This window comes from Minwuia sp. IMCC3060 (assembly GCF_029909435.1).
In the GTDB taxonomy this organism is placed as follows: domain Bacteria; phylum Pseudomonadota; class Alphaproteobacteria; order Minwuiales; family Minwuiaceae; genus Minwuia.
This window is the reverse complement of record NZ_CP123782.1, coordinates 2,252,198-2,272,963: the sequence shown is the minus strand read 5'-3', so window position 1 is coordinate 2,272,963 and position 20,766 is coordinate 2,252,198. Positions and strand designations below refer to the sequence as shown.

16 protein-coding genes and 1 pseudogene are annotated in these 20,766 nt (G+C 64.5%); 8 read left to right on the top strand and 9 right to left on the bottom strand.

What is annotated here, in order from left to right:
* Window position 1: 1 nt before the first annotated feature.
* The 3 genes from QGV54_RS10645 to QGV54_RS10635 all read right to left on the bottom strand — a co-directional run bounded on the left by QGV54_RS10645 (window position 2) and on the right by QGV54_RS10635 (window position 2,781).
* Window positions 2-796 carry an alpha/beta hydrolase gene (locus tag QGV54_RS10645; protein ID WP_281016850.1) on the bottom strand — a complete coding sequence of 265 codons (795 nt, stop codon included), beginning with the start codon at window positions 794-796 and terminating at the stop codon, window positions 2-4.
* A 6-nt stretch (window positions 797-802) separates the two neighbouring features.
* Window positions 803-2,113 carry an O-acetylhomoserine aminocarboxypropyltransferase gene (locus QGV54_RS10640; RefSeq protein ID WP_281016851.1) on the bottom strand — a complete coding sequence of 437 codons (1,311 nt, stop codon included), beginning with the start codon at window positions 2,111-2,113 and terminating at the stop codon, window positions 803-805.
* 488 nt (window positions 2,114-2,601) lie between these two features.
* Window positions 2,602-2,781 carry a DUF1192 domain-containing protein gene (locus QGV54_RS10635; RefSeq protein ID WP_281016852.1) on the bottom strand — a complete coding sequence of 60 codons (180 nt, stop codon included), beginning with the start codon at window positions 2,779-2,781 and terminating at the stop codon, window positions 2,602-2,604.
* A gap of 118 nt (window positions 2,782-2,899) precedes the next feature.
* Here QGV54_RS10635 and QGV54_RS10630 point away from each other — a divergent pair, with 118 nt between their 5' ends.
* Together QGV54_RS10630 and QGV54_RS10625 are read left to right on the top strand one after the other, a co-directional pair.
* Window positions 2,900-3,907, top strand: coding sequence for an NAD(P)H-quinone oxidoreductase (locus QGV54_RS10630; RefSeq protein WP_281016853.1), 1,008 nt, complete (start codon window positions 2,900-2,902; stop codon window positions 3,905-3,907).
* Between the two features lie 129 nt (window positions 3,908-4,036).
* Complete coding sequence (locus tag QGV54_RS10625; RefSeq protein WP_281016854.1) at window positions 4,037-4,750, top strand: cell cycle transcriptional regulator TrcR; 714 nt, start codon at window positions 4,037-4,039, stop codon at window positions 4,748-4,750.
* A gap of 22 nt (window positions 4,751-4,772) precedes the next feature.
* Here the strand turns inward: QGV54_RS10625 and QGV54_RS10620 are convergent, their stop codons facing one another.
* The 5 genes and pseudogenes from QGV54_RS10620 to QGV54_RS10595 form a co-directional block, all read right to left on the bottom strand.
* Complete coding sequence (locus QGV54_RS10620) at window positions 4,773-5,663, bottom strand: ROK family protein (protein ID WP_281016855.1); 891 nt, start codon at window positions 5,661-5,663, stop codon at window positions 4,773-4,775.
* Between the two features lie 16 nt (window positions 5,664-5,679).
* On the bottom strand, window positions 5,680-7,071 hold the full coding sequence (locus tag QGV54_RS10615) for a trehalose-6-phosphate synthase (protein WP_281016856.1): 1,392 nt from the start codon (window positions 7,069-7,071) through the stop codon (window positions 5,680-5,682).
* A pseudogene (locus tag QGV54_RS10605) lies at window positions 7,068-8,879 on the bottom strand (glycoside hydrolase family 15 protein). The gene QGV54_RS10615 and the pseudogene QGV54_RS10605 overlap by 4 nt, the downstream one beginning before the upstream one ends.
* Window positions 8,876-9,604, bottom strand: a complete 729-nt coding sequence (gene otsB / locus QGV54_RS10600; RefSeq protein WP_281016859.1) for a trehalose-phosphatase — start codon at window positions 9,602-9,604, stop codon at window positions 8,876-8,878. Before otsB ends, QGV54_RS10605 begins: the two are co-directional and overlap by 4 nt.
* Before the next feature lie 52 nt (window positions 9,605-9,656).
* Entirely contained in the window at window positions 9,657-11,198 is a 1,542-nt protein-coding gene (locus QGV54_RS10595) for a carboxyl transferase domain-containing protein (RefSeq protein WP_281016860.1), read from the bottom strand.
* A 107-nt stretch (window positions 11,199-11,305) separates the two neighbouring features.
* Here QGV54_RS10595 and QGV54_RS10590 point away from each other — a divergent pair, with 107 nt between their 5' ends.
* The 4 genes from QGV54_RS10590 (at window position 11,306) to QGV54_RS10575 (ending at window position 16,105) form a co-directional block, all read left to right on the top strand.
* Window positions 11,306-12,373 carry a TAXI family TRAP transporter solute-binding subunit gene (locus QGV54_RS10590; RefSeq protein WP_281016861.1) on the top strand — a complete coding sequence of 356 codons (1,068 nt, stop codon included), beginning with the start codon at window positions 11,306-11,308 and terminating at the stop codon, window positions 12,371-12,373.
* A 63-nt stretch (window positions 12,374-12,436) separates the two neighbouring features.
* Window positions 12,437-13,828, top strand: coding sequence for a leucyl aminopeptidase family protein (locus QGV54_RS10585; RefSeq protein ID WP_281016862.1), 1,392 nt, complete (start codon window positions 12,437-12,439; stop codon window positions 13,826-13,828).
* A gap of 287 nt (window positions 13,829-14,115) precedes the next feature.
* On the top strand, window positions 14,116-14,553 hold the full coding sequence (locus tag QGV54_RS10580; RefSeq protein ID WP_281016863.1) for a universal stress protein: 438 nt from the start codon (window positions 14,116-14,118) through the stop codon (window positions 14,551-14,553).
* A 10-nt stretch (window positions 14,554-14,563) separates the two neighbouring features.
* Window positions 14,564-16,105 carry an alanine/glycine:cation symporter family protein gene (locus tag QGV54_RS10575; protein WP_281016864.1) on the top strand — a complete coding sequence of 514 codons (1,542 nt, stop codon included), beginning with the start codon at window positions 14,564-14,566 and terminating at the stop codon, window positions 16,103-16,105.
* A gap of 96 nt (window positions 16,106-16,201) precedes the next feature.
* Here QGV54_RS10575 and QGV54_RS10570 read toward each other — a convergent pair whose 3' ends face one another.
* On the bottom strand, window positions 16,202-17,086 hold the full coding sequence (locus QGV54_RS10570; RefSeq protein WP_281016866.1) for an AEC family transporter: 885 nt from the start codon (window positions 17,084-17,086) through the stop codon (window positions 16,202-16,204).
* 186 nt (window positions 17,087-17,272) lie between these two features.
* Here QGV54_RS10570 and QGV54_RS10565 point away from each other — a divergent pair, with 186 nt between their 5' ends.
* Together QGV54_RS10565 and QGV54_RS10560 are read left to right on the top strand one after the other, a co-directional pair.
* Window positions 17,273-18,766 carry an NAD(P)/FAD-dependent oxidoreductase gene (locus tag QGV54_RS10565; protein ID WP_281016867.1) on the top strand — a complete coding sequence of 498 codons (1,494 nt, stop codon included), beginning with the start codon at window positions 17,273-17,275 and terminating at the stop codon, window positions 18,764-18,766.
* A gap of 65 nt (window positions 18,767-18,831) precedes the next feature.
* Entirely contained in the window at window positions 18,832-20,754 is a 1,923-nt protein-coding gene (locus QGV54_RS10560) for an NAD(P)-binding domain-containing protein (protein ID WP_281016868.1), read from the top strand.
* Window positions 20,755-20,766: the final 12 nt, after the last annotated feature.

The following is a 20,766-nucleotide window of genomic DNA, read 5'->3' as shown; positions in this document are numbered from 1 at the left end:
GTCAGATGCCAAGGGCTGGCTTCAGGGCGCGCATCACGGCTGTCGGTTGTTCCGTCATCATCATGTGACCGCAGTCGGGAATGACGGTGGCGTCGGCCCCCTTGATCAGGGCTGCGAGCTTCCGCCCGACCTTGGCGGGGGTCATGTTGTCGTTGGCGCCAAGGATCAGGTACGTCGGGCAGGTCACTGCCGCCGCCGCGGCCTCTCCGCCGTCGTAGGCATTGCAGATCGCCAGGTGGCGGTGCATCACGCCGTGCGCCGCCTGCTGCACCACGCGTGTATCGGCACCCACCATCCAAAGACCCGGAACCTGAAAGCCGCCGATATGCGCCCGCCGGGCATGGGCCCAGTCGTTCATCAGACCGATGGCAAGGGGCAGGTTGCTGTCCGCCGCATCCAGGAAGGCATCGTTGACGGCCATCGGATAGCCGACGCCCATCAGCACCAGTCGGCTCACGCGATCGGGATTGTGCCCGGCGGTCTCCAGCGCGATGAGCGCGCCCATGGAATGACCCACCAGCGCCGCCTTCTCCACCCCCAGCGCATCCAGCACGCGGATCAGCCAGTGGGACGCGTCGTGGATCGATTCGGGCAGGTCACCACCGGACTTGCCGCAGCCGGGCAGGTCGAGCGACAGGACGCTCAATCCGTGGTGCGCCAGATACCGGGTCTGCAGTGACCAGGCGAGATGGCTCATCGCGGCGCCATGGATCATCACGACCACGTTGCCGCTGGGGTCGAATTCCTTGCCGCCTGTGTGGGCATAGACGTCGTGACCGTCGACTTGAAACATCATGATTGCTTACTCCGCCGCTTGGGGAACGGCGCGCTGCGCGGTGCGCAGGGCCTGCTTCAGGTCATCGATCAGATCGTCGGCATCTTCCATGCCGACAGACAGGCGGATCATGTCCTCCCCGATGCCGGCGGCCTTCAGCGCGGCCGCATCCATCTGCTGATGCGTTGTCGAGGCCGGGTGAATCACCAGTGACTTGGCATCCCCGACATTGGCGAGGTGGGAGAAGATGTTCAGTGCCTCGATGAAGGCGCGCCCGGCCTCCCGACCGCCCTTGACGCCGAAACTGAAGATGGCACCGGCACCCTTGGGCAGAAGCTGCCTGGCCCGTTCATGATCCGGGTGGCTCGGCAGATCGGGGTAGGAGACCCAGTTCACCGCATCGTTGCCATCCAGGAACGCGGCGACCTTCCGCGCATTCTCCACATGGCGCGGCATGCGCACATGCAGGGTCTCGACCCCCTGCAGCAGGTAGAAGGCGTTCTGCGGGCTGAGGCAGGCACCGAAATCGCGCACGCCCTCTCCGCGCGCGCGCATGGCGAAGGCGGCGGGGCCGTATTCCTCCCAGAAGTTCAGGCCGTGATAGCCCGCATAGGGCTCCGTCAGGGTCGGGAACTTGCCGGAGGCGGCCCAGTCGAAGGTGCCGCCGTCGATCAGCGCGCCGCCGATGGCCACCCCGTGACCGCCAAGGAACTTGGTTGCCGAATGCATGACGATGTCGGCCCCGTGCTCGATGGGCCGGAACAGGTAGGGCGTGGCGAAGGTATTGTCGATCATCAGCGGAATGCCGTTGTCATGGGCGATCTGCGCTACGGCGGGCAGGTCCATGATCTCCAGACCGGGATTGCCCAGCGTTTCGCCGAAGACCAGGCGCGTCTCGGGCCGGATCGCCTTTGCGAATCCTTCCGTGTCGCGCGGATCGACGAAGGTCGTGGTGATGCCGAATCGGGGCAGGGTGTGATGAAACATGTTGTGGCTGCCGCCGTAGACAGAGGCGGAACTGACGATGTGCCCGCCCTGGCCCATCAGCGTCGCGATGGCCACATGCAGGGCTGCCTGACCTGAGGCGGTGCAGACGGCGCCGACCCCACCCTCCAGCGCGGCCAGCCGTTCCTCCAGCACCGCGACGGTGGGATTGGAGATTCGGGAATAGAGGTGGCCCGGCGTTTCCATGTTGAACAGGGCCGCCGCATGATCCGTGTCCTGAAAGACATAGGATGTGGTCATGTGAATCGGTACGGCACGGGCGCCGGTGACCGGGTCCGGATGCTGTCCGGCATGAAGGCCAAGCGTATCGAACTTCGGATACTTGGGTTTCAAGGTGGCTCTCCTCCTCCGGCAGCCGGTGTCGTGACGGCTGCATGATCCGGGCGGTGCGGCGCGTCAGGCCGCATCAGTGCTGATCTTCAGACACCTGATCCTGGGACTACACCAGGCCGGCGCAAAGAAAAAACCGCGCCCGTTGCCGGTCGCGGCTTTTTCGAGAAACTTAGTTTTCCCCTCAAGGCGTTGATCGCCCTGTTATTACGCGCCAGTCCCTGTCAACTCGGCTCCGCGAGCGGGATTAGGCCAAGGTTGGGGAAAGGAGTCAAGCAAGTGCATTAGCACTGAAACACAAAATCGATGCTGCGGCGCAGCAAACCGGAAGACCAGTGCAGACTGATAGGTCGCCCCCGGGGAGGGGAACTCGGAGGCGACCATTTCAGACAGGGAGGTTGAGGGGAGAACTACTCCTGCTCAGGGTTCCCAATGTACCGGACGGAAGTTAACCATCCCCTAATGCTGCCGGATCAGGTTCCGGGAACCGTCTAGCGGCTGAATATGGAATCAGCGGCACTGCGCACGCTGTGCTTCTTCTCGATCACGGCACGCAGGGTCGTGATCTCCGCCTCCAGTTCGACGATCCGTTCCTGCAGCTCTTCGATCGAGACATCGTCCAGATCGCGGGACTGGAAATACTTCTCCCGCGCGCGTTCCTCATCTTCCATTGTTGCCTCCGCTTGCCACTCCGGGGCAGCAAGCATAGATCAGGTGCACGTTGATCGACAAAGGGACGCTGGCATGAATGACCGGGCGTCTTCGTGGCACAGGGTGAGGGAACAGCACATGAGCGAGACACTGCCGACGGAAATGACGGTGATTGGCCTGGATGGATTCGGTGCACCGGAGGTGCTGAAGCCCATGACGCGCCCCGTTCCCGCACCGGGTCACGACGAGGTGCTGATCAAGGTCGCGGCGGCAGGCGTGAACCGTCCCGACGTCATGCAGCGGACGGGTGGCTATCCGCCGCCGCCGGGCGCCCCGGACTATCCGGGGCTGGAAGTCGCGGGGACCGTGGCCGCCAAGGGAGACGGGGTGCATCAGTTCAATGTGGGTGATCGCGTCATGGCGCTGGTTGCCGGTGGTGGCTATGCCGAATATTGCGTCGCGCCGGAGGGGCAGTGCCTGAACGTCCCGGCCAGCCTGGACATGGTGCATGCGGCGGCGGTGCCGGAAACCTATTTCACCGTCTGGACCAACATGTTCGAGCGCGGAAAGCTGCAGGGCGGCGAGAGTGTCCTGATCCATGGCGGGTCCAGCGGTATCGGCACGACGGCGATCCAGCTTGCGAAAGCCTTCGGGGCGCGGGTCTTCGTGACGGCCGGATCGGCCGAGAAATGCGCCGCCTGCGTCGATCTGGGCGCGGAGCGGGCGATCAACTACCGGGAGGAGGATTTCGCGGAGGTGATCGCGGAACTCACCGGCGGGGAGGGGGTCAACCTGGTTCTCGACATGGTCGGCGGTGCCGACTACTTCGCGCGCAACGTGAAGTCGCTGGCCGTGGAGGGACGGCTGGTGCAGATCGCTGTCCAGCAGGGGCCGAAGGTGGAACTGAACCTGCTGCATGTGATGCAGAAGCGGTTGCACCTTTCCGGTTCGACCCTGCGCCCCCGTCCCGTGGCGGACAAGGCGCTGATCGCCCGCGCGCTGGAGGATCACGTGCTGCCGCTGCTGGCTGACGGGCGCGCGCTGCCGGTCATCGATACCGTGCTGCCGCTGGAGAAGGCGTCCGAGGCACATGCCCTGATGGAGGCCAGCAACCATGTCGGCAAGATCATGCTGACGGTCGGGTGACGCGCCCCGCTTGAATCCGGCGCGTAAAACGTCTAATTCGTGCGCATGAGTTTCATGACCGCTGATGTGCACGCAACCGGATATGTGATGCAGGCGCGGTACCCCTGACAGTCTGAACGGGAGAATACAGTGGCATTACCTCTGATGCCGAAGGCCACCGCCGTATGGCTGATCGACAACACGATGCTTTCCTTTCGCCAGATCGCTGAATTCTGCGGCCTGCATCCGCTGGCCATTCAGGGCATGGCGGATGGTGAGGTGGACCAGAACATTGTCGGTCTGGACCCCGTGGCCAACAGCCAGCTGACGCGCGCCGAGATCGAGCGGTGCGAGAAGGACCCCAACGCCAATCTGGTGCTGCGGGAATCCGCGATCCCGATCCAGCGTCAGAAGAAGGGCGCGCGCTACACGCCCGTGTCCAAGCGTCAGGACCGTCCGGCGGCGATTGCCTGGATCCTGCGCCACCACCCGGAACTGACCGATGCTCAGATCCGGCGGTTGCTGGGCACGACAAAGGACACGATCAACAAGATCCGTGAACGCACCCACTGGAACATGACCAACATCAAGCCGACCGATCCGGTGAGCCTGGGCATCTGTACCCAGACGGAGCTTGCCGCGCTGGTGTCGGAGGCCGCGGATCGCCGTCGCAAGATGGTCGCCGAGAAGCCGGACCTGATTCCGGAAACCCATGTGGAACATGCGGCCCCGTCTGCCGCGGGTCGACTGTCTGCCGAGGCCGCGATTGCCTCCGCGGCGCTGGGCATCGGCAAGCCGAAGGAAGAGAGCGACGAGGAAGACGTGCCGACCGTCGATTCCGTCTTCGGCAAGAGCGAGGACTGATCAGTCGGAGGTAGCCGGAATGTCAGATCGGCATTCCGGCGAGTCCCTTCAACGCCACGTCGTCGTCGGTCACCTGGCAGATGCTGACATCGCGCAGCCAGTCCTGCATGGGGCCGGGCAGGTGAAAGGCTGAGACCAGCGTTGCAGTCGGCAACAGCGGAAACAGCCGTTTCGCCAGTCCGCCGACAATGATCACGCCGCCCGTCGCGCCTGTCGTCAGTGCAGCCGTTGCCGCGAAACGGGCGAACAACTGGGCGTAGAGCTGTCCCAGCCGCAGCGCCGATGGTGTCGCCTGGCGCAGGAATTCAATGACCTCCGGTGCCGTCCGTGTTCCATCGCGGAACCCCGCGACCCGGCAGAGCTGTGGCAGTCCGGTGCCTGAAAGCAGGGCTTCGGCGCTGAACGGGACGTCGGTGTCGAGAAGGCCGCGGGTGGAGAGCAGCCCATGGCCGATCTCTGTCGCCACGGCAATCTGGCTGCCCGACCCGTCCGGAACCAGCAGGCTCCCGCCGATTCCGGTCCCGACCCCGATGGTCAGCACCGGACGATCGTGATCCGGCAACTTCCTGGACGCCAATGGCCTGGGACTGCAGTAACGGGTTCCCATGGCCGCCGCCTGCAGGTCATTCAGCAGCCGGCCCTCGCCACCGGCAGCCAGGTCACGCAGCATCGGCAGGTCGAACTGCCAGGGTCCATTGACCAGCCGACCCGCGCCACCACTCACCGGTCCGGCGATGGCGACCGCAACCGAAGCGAGGTTCGGGAGGCCGTTCGCCGCGAGATAGGTACGGGCCGCCTCCGCGAAGCCGACGTGGTCGGCGGTCTGCATTTTCTGGACGCGGGAAGGTGTGCCCTGTCCGTCGACAAGGCCGAAGCGGGCATGAGTCCCACCGATATCCGCGATCAGTCGCATCGGACCTGTCCCTCCCTCAGCCCGGAACCGCGCGCAGCAACTGGCTCAGGTCGTTGAGGAACCGGCTGCTCCAGCGGGAAACGTCCAGGTCCTGAACCACCTTCATCAGGGCCTTGTGGCGGCGCTTGCGTTCCTTCAGCGGCATCTGCAGGGCGGTCTGCAGCGCGATGGCTGTCTGGTCGATGTTGTAGGGATTGATCAGCAGGGCCTCGTCCATGTACTCGGCCGCGCCGGCAAAGCGTGACAGGACCGGCATGCCGGGATCATCCGGATTCTGTGCCGCCACATATTCATGCGCCACCAGGTTCATGCCGTCGCGGAGCGGCGTGATCAGCGCGGCGCGGCTGGCGCGATACAGGGCGGCGAGCGTCTCGCGGGGGAACTGGCGATTGATGTAGCGGATCGGTGTCCAGTCGAAGTCGCTGAACTTGCTGTTGATCTCCCCGCTGAGCGAGTCCAGGCGTTCGTGCAGATCGACATAGGCATCGACCGCACCGCGCGATGTCGGGGCGATCTGCATGAAGGTCATGGCACCGCGGTTCTCCGGATAGAGCTCGAACAGGCGGCGCACCGATTCCATCCGTTCCGGCAGACCCTTGGAATAATCCATCCGGTCAACGCCAATGACCTGCGACCGGTTCAGGTTGCGCTGTCGGATACGATCAATGATCTCCTGGGCGTTGGGGGTGCGCGCCATGGCGGCAAAGCGGCCGGCATCAATGCCGATGGGGTAGGACTTGACCCGGGTGGAGCGCCCGAAGGCGGTCACATATTCGCCGTCCGATTCCGTATCGCTCTCCAGTTGCTGCACCTGCTGGACCAGATGCAGCCGGTCGGTTTCCGTCTGGAATCCGACCACGTCGTAGGCGAACAGCGTGCGCACCAGCCAGCTTACTTCCGGCACCGCCGCCATGATGCTGGGGGGTGGCATGGGAATGTGCTGGAAATAGCCGATGGGATTGCCACAGCCCGTTGCCCGCAGCTCCGCCGCCAGCGGGATCAGGTGATAGTCATGGATCCATATCCTGTCATCGGGCCGAAGGATCGACGCGACCTTCATGGGAAGACGACGGTTCACCGCGCCGTAAACACGTGAGTGGTCGGTGGTGTAGTCGACGAGATCCAGGCGATAGTGAAACGCGGGCCAGAGCACCCGGTTGGCGAAGCCGAGATAATACCCCTCATGCTCCTCCGGCGTCAGGGATGTGGTCAGCAGTGTCAGGTTGCCTGACCTGTGCTCGTTCCAGCTCACGGGTTGGAGCGGGTCGGTTTCCACCCGGCCATCCCAGCCGATCCAGACACCGCCATTGGCCTCCAGCGCTTCGCCCAGCGCCACGGCCAGGCCCCCTGCGCCCGGACCGGCAGCCGGGTCCTGCACCCGGTTCGAAACGACGATCAGGCGGCTCATATCCGGGTCTCCCATCCCTTGCTCAGCAATCGGGCGCAATTGATGATACCGACCATCGAATAGGTCTGGGGGAAGTTGCCCCAGAGCTCGCCTGTTTCCGGGTGCGTGTCCTCCGACAGCAGACCAAGCGGATTGCGCAGGGCCAGCATGGCCTCGAAGGTCTCGCGGGCCTTGTCGATCTGGCCGATCCTGGCCAGGGCCTCGATGCGCCAGAAGGCACAGATGTTGAACGACACTTCCGGTGCGCCGAAGTCATCCGCCGCTTCGTAGCGCCGCATGTGCGGGCCGTCTGTCAGGGTTTCCTCCAGCCGCTCGACGGTGGAAACGAAGCGCGGGTCCATCGGGTCGATCAGCCCGACCTCCGCCATCAGCAGGACAGAGGCGTCAAGGTCGCGTCCGCCGAAGCTCTCCGCGAAGGCCTAGCGTTCCTCGCTCCAGGACTCGGTCAGGATGCGGTCCCGGATGATCGTGGCACGGTCGGCCCAGAAGGTCTCGCGATCAGGCCGCCCGATCTCGGTCGCGATCTTCGCCAGTCGGTCGCAGGCAGCCCAGCACATCAGCGCTGACGAGGTATGGACCCGCGCCCGCGTCCGCAACTCCCACATGCCGGCGTCGGGCTTGTCATGGAAATGGAAGGCCTGCTCGCCGACCTTCTCCAGCCGCTCGAAATCGTCGATGTCGGCGGGACGCAGCAACCGCTTGTCGAAGAAGGCCTGCGCCGCCCCCAGCACGACATTGCCGAAGACGTCGTACTGGAAGTGCTCATGCGCCTGGTTGCCGACCCGGACCGGACCCATCCCGCGATAGCCGGGGATCTCCCCGATGATCCGTTCGCTGATCTGCGCCTCCAGCCCGATGCCGTAGACGGGCTGCATGTGGCCGCCGTCGGCATCGACCACGACATTGCGCAGCCAGCGCAGGTAATCCTCCATGGTGCCGACCTCGGCCAGCGTGTTGAGCGCGCGGACCACGAAGAAGGCATCGCGCAGCCAGCAGAAGCGATAGTCCCAGTTCCGCCCCGAACCGGCTGACTCCGGGATGCTGGTGGTCAGCGCGGCGACAATGGCGCCCGTTTCCTCGAACACGCAGAGCTTCAGGGTAATGGCGGAGCGGATCACAGCCTCCTGCCATTCCAGCGGCAGGGCGAGGCGGCGGGTCCAGTGCCGCCAGTAGTCCGCGGTCTTCTCCTCGAACTCGGCGGCGGTCTCGCTGACACCGGACGTCAGTGTCTCGTCCGGACCCAGGATCATGTCGAGCGGCTGGTCGAGCAGGAACGCGGTCTCCTTCAGCACGTAGTCGACCGGCGCGCTGGTGGTGAAGCGCATGGTGTAGTGGTCGCTGACATAGCGGATGTGATTGCTGCCATGGGTGATGGTCGGGGCCTTGGTGCCCCAGCCGTGCGTGGGCCGCAGCCGGATGCGGATGCGGGGCGATCCGTTGATCGGGCGCAACCGGCGCACCAGGGTGAGGGGGCGGAACATGCGGCCCCGGGCGGAGAAGCGCGGCGCGAAGTCGGTGATCTCCACGCCCCGGCCACTGCCGTCGAACAGACGCGTCCGCAGGATCGCCGTGTTGGGATCATAGGCCTGTTCGGCGCGGTCGAAATCCTCGACATCGATCACGAAACTGCCGTTCGGCCGGTCCTTGCCGTCGCTCAGAAGGGCATGAAACACAGGCTCGCTGTCATAGCGCGGCAGGCAGCACCAGACGACAGCGCCCCTGTCATCAACCAGAGCGTTGAAGGCGCAATTGCCAATGACCCCGAGATTCAAAGAGGGCACCCGGGTTGCGGCGGTCTGGCTGGTCATTGGTCATCCTTCATCGTTTCAACGGCCTGTGCGAGCAGGTGGCGCACGGCATCGGGATCGCCGAGGCGGGAGGTCGCGACGGTTTCGCCGTCACCGACCTTGATGGCTGAACCGCCGAGTTGCAAAGCCATGGCGAAGGCATCCTCGTCGGTCCGGTCGTCGCCGATCATCAGGGGTATGCGATCACGGAACGGCGCGCGTTGCATCAGACGTTGCAGCACCGCCCCCTTGTGCATGCCGGGGCGGCGCACCTCATAGACCATCTTGCCGTGGATCAGCTCCAGATCGCGGCTTGTGGCCAGCGCGGCCTGCAGGGCATGGCCGACCCGTTTCTCCGCCGCCGGGACCGCGCGGAAATGGACGGCGATGGCCTGTCCCTTGTCCTCGACGCGCAGCGCCGGCGTCTCGTCGGCCAGTGCGTTGCACAGGGTGCGGATTGCAACCAGTTCGCCGGGCACCTCCAGGCACTCGAGCGCGCCATCGGCCATCCGAATCTCTGCGCCGTGAACGCCGCCGACAGTTGCCTGCAGGGGCGTGAGCATCCGGTCGATGTCCGCAACGGTGCGCCCGCTCAGGATGGCAACCGCGCCGTCCAGGGCGGCCCCCAGTCGCTGCAGCAGCGGCACGAGACCCTCCGGCGGCTGCGCAGCCTCCGGCGTTGCGGCCAGATCGACCAGGGTTCCGTCATAGTCCAGGAACAACGCGGTCTGTCGTCCGACGATCATCTCTTCTCCGGCCCGAATGCTGCTCGACCAGTCGCCACGATAGGGGGGGCGCCTACATCGCGTCCACCGGATGTTTCCGATGCTGGCGCGGTGCGGGGGCGGGCAGGCGCTTCAGGGTCTCGGCGATGTACCAGCGGGTGTCGGCCGGGTCGATCACGTCGTCGAACTCGAACCGGCCCGCGACCTCCAGTGCCGTATTCGCCTTCTTCAGTTCCGCCACCTTCTCGGCATGGATGCGGTCGTGGGTTTCCTTGTCCGGTGCGGCATCCAGTTCGGGCTTGTTGATGATGTTGACCGCCCCCTCGATGCCCATGCCACCGAACTCCGCCGTTGGCCAGGCGAGCAGCAGCGTGGGCTCCAGCGGTTCCGAGCCCATCACGTAGTACCCCAGCCCATAGGCCTTGCGCAGCACCACGGTGATGAAGGGCACCGTCGCATTGGCGAGGGCGAGGAGGACGCGCGCCGAGCGGCGGACCAGGCCGGTCTTCTCCACGTCCGGTCCGACCATCAGGCCCGGTGTATCGCACAGCAGCAGCATCGGAATGTCGAACGCGTCACAGAGCTGGATGAAGCGTGCCGCCTTCTCCGACGCGGGGCTGTCGATGGCGCCTGCCATGAACATCGGCTGGTTGGCGATGATGCCGACCGGACGGCCCTCGACATGGGCGAAGCCGGTCACGATGGCACGCCCGAACTTCGGCTTCAGCTCCAGGAAGGTGTCCACGTCGGCGATCCCGGCAATGACCTTGCGGACGTCATAGGCCCGACGCGGGCTCTCCGGCACCACATCGCGCAGGCGCCGCACGTCCGGAGTCTCCCCCGGTGCGCGGGGTCCCTGGAAATACCCGAGATACTGCTGCGCGACGCGCCCGGCCTCGGCCTCGTCGGCGACCATGATGTCGATGACGCCTTGGGCCATGTGGGTCTCCGGCGGGCAGATCTCCTCCGGCGTGAAATCCTTGCCCAGCGCGGCCTTGACCAGTGGCGGTCCGGCCATGCCAATGGCGGCCTTCGGTGTGGCGATCAGGACGTCGCACATGCCGCACAGGTTGGCGTTGCCCGCGAAGGCCCGGCCGGCACAGATGCCGATCAGCGGCACCCAGCCGGAGGCACGGGCGAAGTCCACGAAGGTCGTCGTCGTGGCAACGCGCCCGGTCATGGCATCATGCGGACGCGCCCCGCCACCCTCCAGCCATGTGATCAGTGGCCAGCGATGCTTCATGGCGAGCTGGAACAGCCGGTCGTGCTTGACGTGATTGTGGCTCGACTGGGTGCCCGCATAGACGGTGTAGTCATAGGACATCACCGCGACCGGCAGCCCCTCCACCGTACCCGTGCCCATGACCAGTCCGTCCGCCGGGCCGGTCATGTGCGGCAGCTTGGGCTTTGTCAGGCGGCCGATCTCCAGGAACGAACCGTCATCCAGGAAGTCGTCGATGTTTTCCCGCGCAGTCCTGTGGCCGGTCTTGCGGCGCTTGGCGACGGCCTCCGGTCGGGCTTCGTCCAGCGCGGCGCGGCGCAGACGGACGACCTCCGCAATGTCGGGTCTCAGGTTCTCCGGCTTGTCTTCATCTGCACAATCACTGTCTCGCACGCGTTCGCTCCCCCTGATGGCCGTCCTGCACTTGTCGCCGGAACGGATCGGCGTATAAGGGAAGCATGTGGGCAAGGCCGGTCACAACCGCCAAGGCGGCAATCCTCATGAGCTTTCTGCTCATTACCGCTACGGCTGCGTTTGCGCAGGATGTGAAGCTGTTCCGCATCGGCACCGGATCGACCGCCGGAACCTACTACCCGATAGGCGCACTGATTGCCTCGGCCATCTCGCGGCCGCCCGGCAGCGCACCCTGTGACGAGGGCGGTGCCTGCGGTGTTGACAATCTGATCGCCACCGCCGTGACTAGCCGCGGGTCGTTCGACAATATCGAGGGGCTGGTTTCGGGCCGTTTCGACTCGGCGCTGTCACAGGCCGATATCGCCGCCTGGGCCTATCGCGGCGACCATGTCTTCACCGGCAAGAAGGCCTATCCGCAGCTGCGCGCGATTGCCAACCTGTATCCCGAGCATGTGCATCTGGTGGTGCGCCGCGACCTGGGCATCCTTTCGGTGTCCGACCTGCGGGGCAAGCGGGTGGCGATCGACCGTCCCGGATCCGGCACCCGGATCAACACGCTGCTGATCATGAATGCCTATGGCATCGAGCCGGAGGACTTCGAGGCGATCGAACTGGGACCGGAGGCCGCGATCACGGCCTTGCTGGAAGGGGAGGTCGATGCGGCCTTCTTTGTCGTCGGCTATCCGTCCGTTGCCGTCACCGAACTTGCCGAGACCGGACGTTTCACCGTCGCCCCCATTTCCGGGGTCGCGGCAAACCAGTTGATCCTGTCCAACCGCTACTACACCCCCGGTGCCGTGCCGCTGGGTGTCTATGAAGGTGTCGGTACCACCCCGACGCTTCTTGTCGGCGCACAATGGATCGTGCTGGAGGACGCCGATGAGGAACTGATCTTCCAGATCACCCGTGCGTTCTGGGCCGACAGCAACCGCGAGCTGCTCAATTCCGGCCACGTCAAGGGCCGCCAGATCCGGTTGCAGACAGCGCTGGACGGGCTCACCGTACCGCTGCATCCGGGAGCGCGGCGGTTCTATGAGGAGGCCGGGCTGATCGAGCCGCCACGCGACACGGCAGAACCGGTTTCCGATGCTGCACCTGACGCCGGGAAGGCCGCGGCGGACGCATCGGAGCAGGGGACGACCGTCACCGACTGATGGCCCTTGCGGCCTGATCCGCGAAACACCAGAGTCACCCCCAATCGTGACTGGAGGGCCAACATGTTCGACCTGATCGGGGAAAGCGCAGGCGCGCTGCCCATTCATCTGGTATCCGCCGGAAAGCTGACTGTCTGGCTGGAAGGGCAGCCGCTGAACTGGCGCAACTGGCTCGCGGGCCGGCTGGAGAACCTGAAGGCTGGCGCGGCCCTGATGCTGCCGGGAGATGACGGCACACCGAGTGCGGTGCTGGCGGTCGTCGGTGACAGGCCGGACATGTGGAGCGTTGCGGGGCTGCAGGGCCGGCTGCCGGCAGACCGTTACATGCTCGACCTGTCGGCGCTCGAATGCGCGGACCCGGCGGCTCTGGCGCAAGACCTGGTGCTCGGCTGGGCACTCGGTACCTACCGGTTCGACCGCTATCTGAAACCGTCGGAGAAGCCCCGGGCGCAGCTCGTCTGGCCTCTGGAGGTCGATCAGGATCGCGTCACCGCGATGGCGGAGGCGATCTTCCTGACCCGCACCCTGATCAACACACCGGCGCAGGACATGGGCCCCACGGCACTGGAGCAGTCCGCGCGGGTTCTGGCGGAGCGGTTCGGCGGCTCGGCCGAATGCACCATCGGTGATGAGCTTCTGGCACAGAACTTTCCGATGATCCATGCGGTGGGGCGCGCGGCTGTCGATCCGCCGCGCCTGATCGATCTGACCTTTGGTGATGCGGCACTTCCGAAGGTCACACTGGTGGGGAAGGGGGTCTGCTTCGATACAGGCGGGCTGGACCTGAAACCGGCCTCCGGCATGGAACTGATGCGCAAGGACATGGGCGGCGCCGCCACCGTTCTGGGGCTGGCGCACATGATCCTCGCCCAGGCGCTGCCGGTACGGCTTCGGGTGCTGATTCCGGCTGTGGAGAACGCCGTTGCCGGCAATGCCTACCGTCCGGGCGACATCCTGCAGACGCGGCAGGGCATCACGGTGGAGATCGGCAATACGGATGCCGAGGGGCGGCTGGTACTGGGCGACGCCCTCAGCCTCGCGGGGGAGGAAAAGCCCGACCTGCTGGTCGACTTCGCGACCCTGACCGGCGCGGCACGCGTGGCCGTTGGGACCGAGATCGCGGCATTCTTCACGCGCAGCGACGCCCTCGCGAGCGAACTGGAGGCTGCGGCGCGTACCGCAGATGATGAGGTCTGGCGTCTGCCCCTGCACGAAGGCTATCGCCATCTGCTGGACACGCCCTTCGCCGACATCAACAACGCCGGTTCGGGGCGGTTTGCCGGGGCGAGCACGGCGGCGCTGTTCCTGAAGGAATTCGTCGCCGATCCGGATCGCTGGCTGCACCTGGACATCATGGCCTGGAACAGCCGCAACCGTCCCGGCCGTCCGCGCGGCGGCGAAGCCATGGGCCTGCGCGCACTCTTCGCGATGATCGAGAGCCGCTTTGGACGCTGATTCCGCCCTGTATCCCCTTGCAAGCGTCGGATTTCGGCTTCAGTCTTCAGGAAGGCATCGTGGAAAAGAGCCGGTGACAGGCATGCAAGCGCCGTTTTCAGCTTGCGATGCGGTCGCCGGAAACAGTGCGGCCTGACTTCAACCACATTCTCAAGAAATCAGTTCAAATATTTCATTTTTATTAAAGGATGAAGTGACCCCGCTGTCTGTCTGTGTCACGGTTTGTGCTGTCTGTTCGACAGATTGCTGCGTCGGATCGAAACACGAAACCTTGCAGGGGGTATTCAATGACAGCCAAGATTCTCATCGGGCTTGATGGCAGCGAGGCAGGCGATCGCGCCGTCGCGTTCGCCAAGCAGCTCGCGTCCCTGATCGGAGATTGCGAACTGATCGCACTCTACGTCATCGAATGGTCGCCATATTCGTTCCAGACGGCAGAAGAGAACGCGGAGCGTCACAAGCGGCGTGAAGCGGAAATTGCCTCGGCGAAGGACCGTGTGATCAATCCGGCCGTCAATGCGCTGAAGGCAGAGGGGTTTGCCGCGCGTGGACTGGTCAAGCACGGCCATGTGGCCGACCTGCTGAACGAGACTGCGGTGTCGGAAGGGGCCAGCCAGATCGTGGTTGCGCGTTCCGGGGAGCGTGGGCTGGCGAGCAGGGTGTTTGGTACCTCCACAGCCCATCTAGCCATGACCGCCGAAGTTCCTGTCACGATTGTCGGATGAGGGAGCAATCATGAAAAAGAGCATTATCAACGGTCTCGCGCTGCTGCCCTTCACTGCCGTACCTGCGCTGGCGCAGGAAGGCGGATCGATCGACCAGGCGGTGAACGAGGCATTTGCCGCCGCCACCGGCCCGTTCGTCAGCTTCATCTTCGCGCCGATCCCGGGAACCAGCTTTCCCTGGATCGTGATGTGGCTGGTGGTCGCGGCGAGTATCTTCACGCTGTATTTCGGTTTCATCCAGATCAGGGGCTTTCGCCATTCGATCCAGTTGGTGAAGGGGGATTTCTCCGATCCCGAGGATGCGGGTGAGGTCAGTCACTTCCAGGCTCTGGCCACGGCGCTGTCCGGGACCGTCGGTCTCGGCAATATCGCCGGTGTCGCGGTTGCCGTCGGCATTGGCGGACCAGGTGCCACCTTCTGGATGATCCTTGCCGGTCTGCTCGGCATGGCATCGAAATTCACCGAATGCACACTGGGCGTGAAGTACCGCAACGAATATCCGGACGGCTCCGTCTCCGGTGGCCCGATGTACTATCTCTCCAAGGGTTTCACGGAGCGGGGGCTGCCGGGCGGCAAGGTACTGGCCTTCCTGTTCTCGGTCTTCTGCATCCTTGGTGCGCTGGGCGGCGGCAACATGTTCCAGGCCAATCAGGCGCATGCGCAGATTTCCGGGATTGTCGGTGACTTCCCGGGCTGGATCACGGGCATCATCTTCGCGGCCATCGTCTTCGCGGTCATCGTCGGCGGCATCAAGTCGATCGCCAACGTGACGGAGAAGGTCGTGCCCTTCATGGGTATCCTCTATGTCGTCACCGCGCTGGTCATCCTGATCATGAACTTCGACAAGATCGGCTGGGCCTTTGGCCAGATCCTCGAAGGGGCGTTCACGGGCCTGGGGGTTGCGGGCGGTATCGTCGGCGCCCTGATCCAGGGCTTCAAGCGGGCCGCGTTCTCGAACGAGGCCGGTGTCGGTTCCGCCGCCATCGCCCATTCGGCGGTGAAGACCAAGGAACCGATCACGGAGGGGCTGGTGTCCCTGCTGGAGCCGCTGATCGACACCGTTGTCATCTGCACGATGACCGCACTGGTGATCACGATCTCGGGCATGCTGATCATGGATCCGGCAACAGGCAACTTCGTGCTCGATGGCTCAAGCATCAAGACGGTTGGCGATGTGTCGGGCGTGGCACTGACCTCCGCGGCGTTCGCCCAGGGGTTCAGCTGGTTCCCCTATATCCTGGCGATCGCGGTGATCCTGTTCGCGTTCTCCACCATGATCTCCTGGTCGTACTACGGCCTGAAGGCATGGACGTACCTGTTCGGTGAGGGGAAGACGAAGGAAGTCATCTTCAAGGTGATCTTCTGCCTCTTCATCGTCATCGGCGCGGCGGCAAGCCTGGGTCCCGTCATCGACTTCTCCGATGCCGCGATCTTCGCGATGGCGGTGGTGAACATCACCGGGCTCTACTTCCTGATGCCGATCGTGCGGAAGGAACTGGGGTCGTACATGGGCCGTCTGAAGTCCGGCGAGATCCGCCGCTTCAAGCACTAGGAGGGTTGGTGTCGGCCTTCCGGCCGGCACCGCAACCCGACGACAGGACGAACCCGGGATGCCGGGCCGGTGCCAACCGGTCCGGCATCTCGCGTTTCAGAGCTGTCCGAGTGCCAGCAGCAGCAGGAACGGCAGGGTCAGGAACGAGAGTGCCGTGGAGACCAGGACCGAACCGGCGACCGCTTCGGGCCGCTGATCGTACAGGCTGGCGAAAAGGTAGTTGAAGACGGCGACCGGCATCGCGCTCTGGATGATCAGCACGCCCGTGGCCGTGTCGCTCAGGCCCAGCAGGCGCGCCACCGCCAGTCCGACAGCCAGCCCGACCACCAGTCGGATCGCCGCGACGATACCGGCCTGACCCAGACTGGCGAGGCGCAGGCTCGACAGGGACACACCCAGCGCCAGAAGCATCATCGGGATGGCAATGCCACCCAGCAGTTTCAGCGTATTGTCGATCCAGCCCGGCAGTTCGGTACCTGTGGCGACCATCGTCAGCCCCAGGACCGCCGCGTAGATGACCGGCGTGCGGGCAAGCTGGCGCAGGCTGAACTGGCCGGAGACAACCGCGATGCCGAAGCTGAAATGGTACCCGGCGATCACCGCGAATACGGCGATGGCGAGCGACAGACCCTCCTGCCCGAACGCGAACAGGCACAGCGGCAGGCCCATGTTGCCTGCGTTTGCCATCATGACCGGCGTCAGGAAGGCCCGCAGCGGCAGGCGCGCCAGCTTCAGGGCGAGGCCGCCGACGACCGCGAAACCGATGAGTGTCAGCGCGGTGGCAAACAGCATCTCGGTGAATGCCTCCGCCGATACTTCCAGCTTCGACAGGGTTGCCAGAATCAGGGCCGGCGTGCCGAGATTGGTTGCGATGGCGGTGACAGTTGCCGTATCGAAGGGCAGCCGCAGGCGGCGCCAGCCAAAACCGAAGCCCGCAATGATGAAGACCGGTGCGATGATGGCGAACAGCTGGGCTGTCATGAGGGGCTCCTGCAGGTGCGGGGTGCGACAATGCCCCAGTCAGGGTGACTGACGCCATCTGAATGTTGCGCGGGCGAGCCATTCATTTTCTGAATTGCTCTGCACGGCAAACGAATTGGACAATACCGCCCGGTAGGGCAATTTTACCCGCGGTTCACGCCGCGCTATCTGGGGAGGAGAGCAGCGATGGACGATACGGTTGCACGTTCCAAGGAACAGACCGTAGATACTGGTTCCCGCAGTCTCAGGGTTGCGATCATCGGTGCCGGCATGTCCGGTATCCTGGCCGCGATACGACTGCGGGAAACCGGTGTCCGTGACATCACCATTTTCGAGAAGGCGGATCGGCTGGGTGGCACCTGGCGCGACAATACCTATCCGGGTCTGACCTGTGATGTGCCGTCGCATCTCTATCGATATACCTTCGAGCCGAATGCCGACTGGAGCCGCCGGTTCTCGCCGGGGCCGGAGATTCGGCGCTATTTCGAAGGCGTGGCCGAACGGCACGGGGTCAACGAACTGATTCGAACGAATTCCGAGATCGTGCGCAGCACCTTCAGGGACAGTTGCTGGGAACTGGAGACCATCGGTGGCGACGTGGAGACCTTCGACGCCGTGATCTGTTGCACCGGGGTGCTGCATCATCCCAGCTATCCCGACATCGAGGGCCTGGACAGCTTCGCGGGTGACAGCTTCCACACCGCGCGCTGGAACCATGACGTGAGCCTGAAGGGCAAGCGTGTCGGTATCATCGGCACCGGCTCCACCGCCATGCAGGTGACCTCCGCGATCATCGGTGAGGTCGGACATCTCAGCCTGTTCCAGCGTACCGCGCAGTGGGTCGTACCGCTGCCGAACCCCGAGATTCCGGAGTCGCTGAAGCAGCGCTATCGCGAGAACCCGGAGGAGATGGACGGCCTGTACGACCATCTGTCGGAGCGGTTCGTGGACACCTTTGCCCGCGCCGTCATCGGCGACCGCGCGGAAATGGCCAAGGTGGAGGAGAACTGCGTCAACAACCTGATGGAGAACGTCAGTGATCCGGAACTGCGGGCGAAACTGACACCCGACTACAAGGTTGCCTGCAAGCGTCTGATCATGACCGACCAGTTCTATCCCGCGATCCAGCAGCCGAACGCGGAACTGGTGACCGATGGCATTGAGCGGGTGGAAGCCGGTGGCGTCCGCACCGTGGACGGCCGTCTGCATGAACTGGATGTGCTGGTGCTGGCCACCGGCTACCGCGCCCACGATTTCATGCGCCCGATGAATGTGACGGGCCGCAATGGTCTGACGATCGACGAAGCCTGGGCGGACGCGAACGAAGCCTATCGCTCCGTCGCCGTGCCGGGCTTCCCGAATTTCTTCATGGTGGCCGGCCCGAACAGCCCCATCGGCAATTTCTCCCTCATCCAGGTGGCGGAGGTGCAGCTGGACTACATCATGCAGCTGATACAACAGCTTCAGGCGCGTGAGAGGGCGGAAGTGGAGCCGAAGGCCGAAGCGACCCAGCGTTTCAATGACGAGATCAAGGCGGCCATGACAGGCACGGTCTGGGTCACGGGCTGCAGCAGCTGGTATCTGGACAAGAACGGCAATCCGGCACTCTACCCCTGGGATTTCCAGCATTTCCGCAAGGACATGGCTGCGCCCAACCTGGATGACTTCCTGATCGCCTGACCTTTCTCCTCCGGCCTGTACAGAGGGCGTGCCAACCGGCACTCTGGGGTGGGGAGGACATGATCATGACGAATACCGGAACCGTGAGTGCGGAGGACAGGCGTCTGCTGGCAGACGCCGTCGCCGTCGCCAACATTCCCACCCTGCTGATGGTGCTGGTCCAGATGACCGGCGACCTGGCGTGGCTGGAGCCCAGGTATCACCCGAGTCGTGGACAGGGGCTGGATGACAATGACAGCGGCGGCCTGCCGGAGGATGTGCAGCAGGAAATCCGTGATGCGGCCCTGACTGCCATCCTCGACTGCCGCGCCGGCAAGCCGGTGGCGATTCCCGACCCGGACCCGGATCTGCTGGTGCGGATGCTCGGCATCTCCATGGGGGAGCCGGTGCCGCAGGAATATGGCGAGATGACCAGGGCCCAGCTTGGCCAGCGCCCGGTCGAGCGCAAGCCGATGAAGGTGCCGGATGGTTTCCGTGCCATCGTCATCGGTGCCGGCGCGTCCGGCATGTGCATGGCCGTGCATCTGAAGGCTGCGGGTATTCCCTTCGAGATCCTGGAGCGCAACAGCAGCGTCGGCGGTGTCTGGCTGGAGAACCGCTACCCCGGCGCGGGCGTGGATACGCCGAACCACCTCTATTCCTTCTCCTTCGTCATGTGGGACTGGCCGATGTACTTCGCGCTGCGTGACGAACTGAAGAGCTACATGGAACATGTCGCGGAACACTTCGAACTAACCCCGCACATCCGCTTCCGGACCGAGGTCGTATCGACCGAGTGGCAGGAAGACAGCCAGCTCTGGCGCGTGACGACGCGCGATGCCGACGGGCAGGAGCATGTGGAGCATGCCAACGTCGTGATCAGTGCGTCCGGCATCTTCAACCCGGCGGTCTTTCCCGACATTCCGGGCATCGACAGCTTTGCGGGAGAGAGCTTCCACACCTCCCGCTGGCCGGAAGACCTTGATCTGACGGACAAGCGCGTGGCGATCATCGGCAATGGTGCCAGCGCCATGCAGATCTGCCCGGAGATCCAGGACAAGGTGGGTGAACTGAAGATCTATCAGCGCTCCCTGCACTGGGCCGCGCCGTTTCCGCATTTCCGCAAGCCGGTGCCGGAGCCGATGCGGTTCCTGATCCGGGAGGTTCCGCTCTACCAGGCCTGGTACCGGGTGCGGCTCGGCTGGACCTTCAACGACCGGGTTCACCCGGCCCTGCAGAAGGACCCGGACTGGCCGGATGCGGAGCGGTCACTGAACGCGATCAACGAGGGACACCGGAAGTTCTTCACCCGCCATATCCGTGAGGAACTGGGGGATCGCCAGGACCTGTTCGAGAAGGTGGTGCCGCCCTATCCGCCCTTCGGCAAGCGCATGCTGATGGACAATGGCTGGTACCGGATGCTGCGCAATCCGAAGGTCGAACTGGTGACCGACCGCATTTCCGAGATCACCCCCGATGCGCTGGTGACGGAGGATGGCGAACGCCGCGAGGCGGATGTGCTGATCATCGCCACGGGCTTCGATGTGCTGCGCTTCATCAATACCTATGAGGCGCGCGGTCGCGGCGGGCGCAGTCTGCGCGATGTCTGGGACGATGATGACGCGCGGGCCTTCCTGGGGGCGGCGGTGCCGGACTTCCCCAACTACTTCATCCTCTACGGGCCCAACACGCAGCCGGGCCACGGCGGCAGCCTGCTGTTCGTGATCGAGATGCAGATCAACTACATCATGGACCTGATGGCGAAGATGAACGATCAGGGCATCGGTGCGGTCGCCGTGCGCAAGGATGTGCATGACGCCTACAATGCGAAGGTCGAGGCCGCGCACGAGAACATGGTCTGGACCCATCCCGGCATGAAGACCTATTACCGCAACCGGCTGGGGCGGGTGACGGTCAACTTCCCGTTCCGCAATGTCGATCTGTTCGGCATGACGCGGGAGGCGGATCTGGACGCTTTCGAGACCGAGCCTCGCCGCAGCGCCACCTGATCGACCGGGCGC

Coding starts and splice junctions, on each gene's coding strand:
- QGV54_RS10590 (WP_281016861.1), top strand. CDS start 11,306: ATGAGCTTTCTGCTCATTACCGCTACGGCTGCGTTTGCGCAGGATGTG.
- otsB (WP_281016859.1), bottom strand. CDS start 9,604: ATGATCGTCGGACGACAGACCGCGTTGTTCCTGGACTATGACGGAACC.
- QGV54_RS10575 (WP_281016864.1), top strand. CDS start 14,564: ATGAAAAAGAGCATTATCAACGGTCTCGCGCTGCTGCCCTTCACTGCC.
- QGV54_RS10635 (WP_281016852.1), bottom strand. CDS start 2,781: ATGGAAGATGAGGAACGCGCGCGGGAGAAGTATTTCCAGTCCCGCGAT.
- QGV54_RS10630 (WP_281016853.1), top strand. CDS start 2,900: ATGAGCGAGACACTGCCGACGGAAATGACGGTGATTGGCCTGGATGGA.
- QGV54_RS10560 (WP_281016868.1), top strand. CDS start 18,832: ATGACGAATACCGGAACCGTGAGTGCGGAGGACAGGCGTCTGCTGGCA.
- QGV54_RS10645 (WP_281016850.1), bottom strand. CDS start 796: ATGATGTTTCAAGTCGACGGTCACGACGTCTATGCCCACACAGGCGGC.
- QGV54_RS10565 (WP_281016867.1), top strand. CDS start 17,273: ATGGACGATACGGTTGCACGTTCCAAGGAACAGACCGTAGATACTGGT.
- QGV54_RS10615 (WP_281016856.1), bottom strand. CDS start 7,071: ATGAGCCGCCTGATCGTCGTTTCGAACCGGGTGCAGGACCCGGCTGCC.
- QGV54_RS10570 (WP_281016866.1), bottom strand. CDS start 17,086: ATGACAGCCCAGCTGTTCGCCATCATCGCACCGGTCTTCATCATTGCG.
- QGV54_RS10580 (WP_281016863.1), top strand. CDS start 14,116: ATGACAGCCAAGATTCTCATCGGGCTTGATGGCAGCGAGGCAGGCGAT.
- QGV54_RS10585 (WP_281016862.1), top strand. CDS start 12,437: ATGTTCGACCTGATCGGGGAAAGCGCAGGCGCGCTGCCCATTCATCTG.
- QGV54_RS10620 (WP_281016855.1), bottom strand. CDS start 5,663: ATGCGACTGATCGCGGATATCGGTGGGACTCATGCCCGCTTCGGCCTT.